At 35.6% G+C, this 8229-nt stretch carries 6 protein-coding genes; 2 read left to right on the top strand and 4 right to left on the bottom strand.

Annotated features, from left to right (window positions below; translation table 11 throughout):
- Positions 1 to 148: 148 nt before the first annotated feature.
- The 3 genes from BBS29_RS07295 to BBS29_RS07285 all read right to left on the bottom strand — a co-directional run bounded on the left by BBS29_RS07295 (position 149) and on the right by BBS29_RS07285 (position 3375).
- Entirely contained in the window at positions 149 to 967 is an 819-nt protein-coding gene (locus BBS29_RS07295) for a hypothetical protein (RefSeq protein WP_068130768.1), read from the bottom strand.
- A 78-nt stretch (positions 968 to 1045) separates the two neighbouring features.
- The gene (locus BBS29_RS07290) at positions 1046 to 1741 is read right to left on the bottom strand and encodes a pseudouridine synthase (protein ID WP_068130765.1); all 696 of its coding nucleotides are present in this window, start codon (positions 1739 to 1741) and stop codon (positions 1046 to 1048) included.
- Complete coding sequence (locus tag BBS29_RS07285; protein ID WP_068130762.1) at positions 1738 to 3375, bottom strand: putative polysaccharide biosynthesis protein; 1638 nt, start codon at positions 3373 to 3375, stop codon at positions 1738 to 1740. Before BBS29_RS07285 ends, BBS29_RS07290 begins: the two co-directional genes overlap by 4 nt.
- 80 nt (positions 3376 to 3455) lie before the next feature.
- Between BBS29_RS07285 and BBS29_RS07280 the strand changes: the two genes are divergently transcribed.
- Positions 3456 to 4715: an NAD(P)/FAD-dependent oxidoreductase gene (locus BBS29_RS07280; RefSeq protein WP_068130759.1), complete on the top strand. Its 1260-nt coding sequence runs from the start codon at positions 3456 to 3458 to the stop codon at positions 4713 to 4715.
- A gap of 12 nt (positions 4716 to 4727) precedes the next feature.
- Positions 4728 to 5396 carry a hypothetical protein gene (locus BBS29_RS07275; RefSeq protein ID WP_068130757.1) on the top strand — a complete coding sequence of 223 codons (669 nt, stop codon included), beginning with the start codon at positions 4728 to 4730 and terminating at the stop codon, positions 5394 to 5396.
- A 309-nt stretch (positions 5397 to 5705) separates the two neighbouring features.
- Here BBS29_RS07275 and leuS read toward each other — a convergent pair whose 3' ends face one another.
- The gene (gene leuS / locus BBS29_RS07270) at positions 5706 to 8114 is read right to left on the bottom strand and encodes a leucine--tRNA ligase (protein ID WP_068130754.1); all 2409 of its coding nucleotides are present in this window, start codon (positions 8112 to 8114) and stop codon (positions 5706 to 5708) included.
- Positions 8115 to 8229 lie beyond the last annotated feature (115 nt).

Raw genomic sequence — 8229 nt, 5'->3', positions numbered from 1 at the left:
ATCCTATTATATCTAACAGATTTCAACCATAGTCATTCATTTTTGTAAAATACAACATCATTCTAGCTCAATTTATCGACTTTCCTCATAACACAACGCAATTTAAGATAAAAAACACCCTAAAACTTTTGTTTTAGGGTGTGTCTGATTACTTATCTTCTTTTACGATGTGCACGTTGTGGTTACTATCGAATTTACCCTCTTCATCCACAACTTCATAGTCCTTTTTGTTGCCTTGCTTCTTGTCGTATTTATCAAATTGTTTTTCAGTATTCTTTACTGATTTTTCATTTTTGGCTTTTTGTTGCTCTTTCTTAACTTCATTTGCAGCTAATCCGCCTTCGTCTGCAAGAACTGCTTTAGAACCTTTCGTGCTCTTTTCAGCTGTAGAATCCGGAGTTGTGTACACTTCGTCCTTTTTATCTTCTACTTTTTCTTTAACTTCCTTTTTTTTTGATTCGACGTCTTCTTTCACGTCTTCTGCTTTGTCTTTAGCTTCATCGACTTTATCTTCAGCTTTAGATTTCACTTCTTCAGCTTTATCTTGAGCTTTGTCTTTCACTTCTTCAGCTTTATCTTGAGCTTTGTCTTTCGCGTCTTCAGCTTTAACTTTCACATCTTCAACTTTTTCGTTGACTTGTGATTTTACGTCTTCTACTTTATCTGCCACTTGATTTTTAACATCTTTCGCGTTGTCTTTTAACTCATTTAAGTCTTTTGAAGCTTTGTTTTGGAAGTCTACTGCTTCATTTTTAACTTTGTCGACAGTGCCTTTTGCCTTTTCAGCAAGTTCATCGACTTTGCCACTCGCCGAATCTTGAACGTTTTTAGCATATCCTTTTGGATCTTCTTTTGCTTTTTCTATTTCACGTTTTACCGCTTCTTCGTTATCTGCTAATTTTTTAACTGCGTAACCTACACCAACAACTGCTGCTAACTGTAACACTCTCTTTAATAATTTCTTCATAATAAAAAACACCTCTTCGTTGTAATTAGTTTCTCAACTATCTATTACATACCCGATGGTGTTTTTTATAAACGTTTTTTAAATTAATTTTTTTAAATCTGTTAATTCATCTTCTGTTAAGCGTCGATATTCGCCCGCTTCAAGTGTCTCATCTAATACTAGATTTCCAAACTTGACTCGTTTTAACTCGAGTACTTCGTTATTTAAATATTTAAACATTCGCTTCACTTGGTGAAATTTACCTTCTGAAATTGATAAAAGAACTTCATCCTCTTCGATGACTTCAACTTTGGCAGGTTTTGTCGTGAAGTCTTTTAACGGTATACCTGTTTCTAAAAAAGTAATATCTGACTTTGATACATCATGTTTAAGTTTACAATAGTATGTCTTAAATACTTCTTTTTTCGGACTCAGCAATTGATGACTTAACTTACCATCGTTTGTGATGATGAGTAGTCCTGTCGTATCGATATCGAGACGACCAACTGGAAATAATTCACGATACTGAGAATGATCGATTAAATCAATAACAGTCTCATGCTCAAAGCTTTCAGTCGCTGAAATCACATTTTGTGGCTTGTTTAACATAAAGTACATATATTCTTCTAATACAACTGTAAAGCCATCGACTCTAACTTCATCTTCGACTTTTACTTTTAATTTTCTGTCTTTAACGGTTTTTCCCCTTACAGTTACACGACCACTTTTGATCAATTCTCCGACTTCTTTTCTAGAACCAAAATTTGCATGCGCTAAATACTTATCGAGTCTCATAAGAATCTCACCTTACTTCGAATCTTATTTGCACGTTCACCAAGTACTCTGTCCGCCAGACCGGATTTAAATATAACCACTAAATAAATGAACGCTCCGACAATGACACACGTCGCGAGAGTTATAATCGCATTTCTTCTTATTGTAATATCTAATGATAAAACAAATAATCCATAAACGATTTCTACAGCTAGAAGCATAATTAAACTGTATAGAACGATTTCTAACATCGGTGTTAATATTTTTCTAAAACTAAATTTTCCATACTTTTTAATGATAAAGAAATTGAACATCACTCCACAAAATAGCGCAATGACTGTTGAAATAACTGCACCAACAGTGTGGAAGTACATAATTAATGGGAAGTTTAGCGCTGCTTTAATGACTAAGACGAGTAACACTACAAGCACATTAAACTTTTGCTTCTCTATTCCCTGGACGATAGATGCTGTCATACTAAATACAGAAATCACAATACAAACTGGCGCATAAATCGTTAAAATTTTAATACCCATTTCACTAAAACTATAAAATGATGTATATAACGGCACTGCCATAATCATCATACCGACTGCTGCGGGTACGACTAATGTCAGTTGAAGTAACAACATCGTACTTACTTGATGCTCGAGTTCGTTAAACTTCTTTTGTTGAAAACTTTTCGTTATAAACGGCAAGATCGTAATTGAAAACGACACAGCTAAACTGACTGGAATCATAACGAGTTTTTGAGTCGTAATATTTAACATTCCAAACCATGCATCTTGCACGTTTGACGGTACCCCTACAATTGCCAGTGCGTTATTATGTGTCAATTGGTCAATAAACATCATCATTGGAAATGTAATACCGATAACTACAAATGGAATACCAGATAAAATAATCTCTTTATACATTTCTTTATAAGATAATGTAATACCAGTCTTATCTTCTTTAAGAGAAGCTTCAATCAATTTTTTACGTTTAAACCAAAATACTGCTAGTGTAATTATCGCACCTATTGCTGCGACAAAAGCTGCAAATACAGCGATTTGGTTCCCCTGTTGAATCGTTCCACCCATCATACGAATCACAACGTATGATCCGACTAAAACGATTATGATACGTACAACTTGTTCTACAACTGATGAAACACTTGTTGGACCAAATGATTCAAACCCTTGGAAGACACCGCGCCACGTCGCCATAAATGGAACGACGATTACTGCAAATGCGACGACACGAATAATATTTGTAATTTCATCGTGTCCCCATACGTGCTCACCATCTGAAGATGCCGCGAGCTGAATATCAGCAATGACAGGTGCGAGTAAATACAGTACCATAAAGCAAATCAACCCAGATACTAACATAACAACAAGACTCGAACGATAGAGTTTTTGCGTCGTTTGAAATGCACCGAGAGAATTATACTTTGCAACGAATTTTGAAACAGCACCTGGCACACCTGCGGATGCGATTGAAAGCATGATAGTATAAGGTGTATAAGCATATCCGTATAGTGCTAGATTTTCTTCTCCACCCATGATGCTATAAAATGGAATGATATAAATCATTCCTAAAAATTGTGTAATTAGACTCGCTGAAGACAAGAACAGCGTACTTCTAAACATTTTTTGATTTGAATTTGACATTTAAAAACCTTCTTACATAATCATTAAGCTATATTATAATAGATTCATTCGTTTTTTTAAATCAATTGAGGTGAAACACGATGTACGATACGATAATTATCGGTGGCGGAGTATCCGGTATAATGGCCGCTGTCGCTGCAAGTGAAAACAAGCAAAAAGTCTTACTCATCGAAAAAAATAAGCAGCTCGGTAAAAAACTTCTGATTTCTGGTGGCGGTAGATGCAACGTGACGAATAACCTACCGTACGAAGAGATCATTCAAAACATACCAGGTAACGGTAAGTTTTTATACGGGCCGTTTTCTATATTTGATAACCAATCAATCATACAATTTATAGAGTCGCACGGCGTCAAATTAAAAGAAGAAGACCATGGTAGAATGTTTCCTGTTTCAAATAAAGCTAAAGATGTCTTACAAGTGTTTTTAAATTGTTTAGACAATCAACACGTCGAAATATTATTAAATACCGAAGTGAAGGAGATTCTTCATGATAATGCTTCAATCACAGGTGTTAAATTAACAGACGGCAAGACAATTAAAAGTCATAATATTATCATTACAACTGGCGGTAAAAGTGTACCGCACACTGGATCTACCGGAGATGGATTTAAATTCGCTAAAAATCTTGGGCACTCAGTGACAAACCTATTTCCAACAGAAGTGCCAATTTTAAGTAACGAACCTTTTATAAAATCTGGAGACTTAAAAGGTTTAAGTTTAAAAAACGTTAAACTATCAGTTTTAAAGAAAAACGGGAAACCAAGAATTTCTCATCAAATGGATATGTTATTTGCTCATTTTGGAATTACTGGACCTGCAGCGTTACGTTGTAGTCAGTTTGTAATTAAAGAACTTGAAAAACAGAAGACAGAAACTGTTATGATGGAGCTAGATTATTTTCCAGAGTTTTCGAGTCATGACTTACGACAAAAAATTGAAATTGATGTCAAAGCAAATAAAGATAAAGCCGTTCATAACGTATTAAAACAATTTATCGAAAATAGATATGTCGATTTTATGTTTAATCATTTAAAGTTAGATAAAACGATGACTGGACATAATTTTGATAACGAATCTAAAAACAAAATTTTAAATTTTTTAAAATCATTTCAATTTAAAGTCACCGGTACACAACCGATAGAAAAGTCGTTTGTCACAGGTGGCGGCGTCCACTTAAAAGAGATTGACCCAAAAACAATGGAAAGTAAAATAATAAAAGGTTTACACTTTGCTGGCGAAGTATTAGATATCCATGGATATACAGGAGGGTATAACATCACAAGTGCATTAGTTACTGGATACGTCGCAGGACAGCACGCTGGGCAAAACACAAATTAAGGAAGGTATACAATGAAAGAATTAAAAAAATCACCAAATTATTCATCTCTTGAATATAGAGAACAACATATATTACCACTCATGAAAGAAACGATGGGACGCTTAAAGTTTCTGGAATCTTCAATCGTTAAAAATAAAACGATTCAACCAGAGCATTTAAATAAACTCATTCAAAACCATGTGGAACATATGCTTCTTGCAATGAGTTACGAGCAAGTCGTTTCATATCGTATCAATGAAGATAATGAAGAGATACCGTTAGATGACTATTACGCAATGCATGCTTTATTCAGATCAACACCAGATAAATTTGGCACATATAACTACACAGACGCACAAAAAGATACACACGAAAAAGTACTACGCTCATTAGATGAGTATGTTGAAAGAGAAACACATATCATTAAAGCATTACCTTTTGATCATAATGAGTATTACGATGGTCTAGTGAAAGTGCTTGATCATCTCATAAAAAGCAACATTTTAATTTTATCTAAAGTGTTAAATAAACAATTCCGTACCGAAGCACTAAATCATTTAACAACGAGCGTCATCGAACAGCTTTTTGTGTATACAGAACTCGAAAATCCATTCATTACAAGTTATGCTCAATACAGTCTCGCTTTTTATGACCAATCATTAAAACAACAAATGCTTGATGCTGAAATCAAAGAAGATTAACTTTAGGAAAACCTCATCATATTGTATGAGGTTTTTTAGCTTACACTAAATAATTATTTTATTTTACTTAACAATACAGTATAATGAAAGTGATTACATAATTATTAGGAGTGATACTATGTTAACAACACTACTCCCCTTTCTCATGATGACTGCATTTTTTATCGGTATCGTATATTTTAAAAGGTTTTTAGTTAGAAAAATTTAGCCCTGCCTTCATAATTATTTTGGAGAATAAAATTTAAAAAGAAAAAAACTGCGTCACGATAAAAATCGTAGACGCAGTTTATATTTTAATAACGAACTATTTTAATTCGCCACTATATTTACAAGTTTTCCAGGTACGACGATCACTTTTCGAACCGTTTTACCTTCAATTGATTCTTTTACCTTTTCATCGTTTAATGCAATCTCTTCTACTTGTTCTTTACTTAATGTTGGATCCATCATAATACGCGCTTTTGGTTTTCCGAGTACTTGTACGAGTACTTCGACTTCATCTTCGACAAGCTTTGACTCGTCAAATGTTGGCCACTCTGCGTACGTAATCGTATCTGTTTCACCAAGTTTTTCCCATAACTCTTCAGTGATGTGTGGTGCGATTGGTGATAATAGTTTTACGAGACCTTTCATATAATCTAGTGACACTTCATCGACTTTATACGCTTCATTTACGAATACCATCATTTGAGATATTGCCGTATTAAAATGCATATTATCATAGTCTTCTGTCACTTTTTTAACTGTTTCGTTGTACACTTTATCGAGTTTAGGCGTTTCTTTATCGACAACCGTTTCTTTTACATTGTTGTCCTCGTCAATTAATAATCTCCATACGCGGTCTAAAAATCGTCTCGCGCCGTCTACACCTGTCGTTGTCCATTCTACTGAAGCGTCTAACGGCCCCATAAACATTTCATATAGACGTAAAGTGTCTGCTCCGTGGCTTCTTGTAATGTCATCTGGGTTTACGACGTTACCTTTTGATTTAGACATTTTTTCGTTACCTTCACCGAGGATCATTCCTTGGTTAAATAATTGTTGGAATGGTTCTTTTGTTGGAACAACACCAATGTCATATAAAAACTTATGCCAGAATCTTGCATATAGTAAGTGAAGCACAGCGTGTTCAGCTCCACCAACGTATAAGTCAACAGAGAGCCAATGTTTTAATTTTTCTGGATCTGCAATTAACTCATCGTTCGTTGGATCAATGTAACGAATGTAATACCAGCAAGACCCTGCCCACTGTGGCATCGTGTTCGTTTCACGACGACCTTTAACACCATCTTCACGAACTACAGTTAGCCACTCTTCATTGTTAGCAAGTGGTGATTCACCTGTACCTGAAGGCTTGATTTCGTCCATTTTTGGAAGCTCTAATGGTAATTCACTTTCCGGTACTGCAGTTGAAGTTCCATCTTCCCAGTGGATAATAGGAATTGGCTCTCCCCAGTAACGTTGTCTAGAGAATAGCCAGTCACGTAATTTGTACGTTACTTTTGCTTCCCCTACTTTTAATTCTTCTAACTGTTCGATTGCTTTTTGAATCGCGTCTTCGTTATTTAATCCGTCTAAAAATTGAGAGTTTACGTGTTTTCCGTCACCAGTAAACGGGAGTTCTTCGTCACTATCTACAACACGTTTAATATCTAAGTCAAACTTTTTAGCAAATTCATAGTCTCTTTCGTCATGTCCAGGAACTGCCATAATCGCACCTGTTCCGTACGACGCAAGTACATAATCTGCTATGAAAATTGGCATCGATTCGCCACTAAATGGATTCACAGCATAGCTTCCAGTAAATACACCTGTTTTATCTTTTTGAAGTTCTGTACGTTCTAGATCTGATTTATGAGATGCTTTTTCAACATACTCTTCGACAACAGATTTTTGATCATCTGTCGTAATTTTTTGAACTAAATCATGCTCTGGTGCAAGCACTGCATACGTCGAACCAAATAACGTATCTGGACGTGTCGTAAATACTGTAAATGTTTCTTCAGTGTCTTTAACATTAAACGTCACGTGTGCACCTTCAGAACGGCCAATCCAGTTTCGCTGCATATCTTTTAATGATTCAGGCCAATCTAAATCGTCTAAATCTTCGAGTAAACGATCTGCATACTCTGTAATTTTTAATACCCATTGACGCATCGGTTTACGAATTACTGGGTGTCCACCACGTTCAGATAATCCGTCGATGACTTCTTCGTTCGCAAGTACTGTACCAAGTGCTGGACACCAGTTTACAGGCACTTCATCGACATACGCGAGTCCTTTTTCGTAAAGTTTGATGAAAATCCACTGTGTCCATTTGTAATAATGCGGATCTGTCGTGTTTACTTCACGGTCCCAGTCATATGAGAAACCGAGCTCTTGAATTTGACGACGGAAGTTATCGATATTCTTATTGTTAAACTCATGAATATCGTTTCCTGTATCAATTGCGTACTGTTCAGCTGGTAAACCGAACGCATCCCACCCCATCGGATGAAGAACGTTATATCCATTCATACGCTTATAGCGCGCTAAAATATCAGTCGCTGTATACCCTTTTGGGTGACCGACGTGAAGCCCAGAACCTGAAGGGTACGGGAACATATCTAGCACATAATATTTCTCTTTACTAAAATCGCTCGTGTCCGTTTTAAACGTTTTGTTTTCTAGCCAATAATCTTGCCACTTTTTTTCAATTTTACGATGATTAAATGACATTTTCTTCCTCCTATATAAAAATCCCAATGTCAAAAGACATTGGGACGATCTATTAGACCGCGGTACCACCCGCATTCACATCATTGTGCAGCTTCATTTAGAATTTTAATTGTAA

Origin of the sequence: Nosocomiicoccus ampullae (genome assembly GCF_001696685.1) — a bacterium.
GTDB lineage: Bacteria > Bacillota > Bacilli > Staphylococcales > Salinicoccaceae > Nosocomiicoccus > Nosocomiicoccus ampullae_A.
The sequence above is the reverse complement of the archived record's forward strand: the minus strand, read 5'-3'. Positions and strand labels throughout refer to the sequence as shown.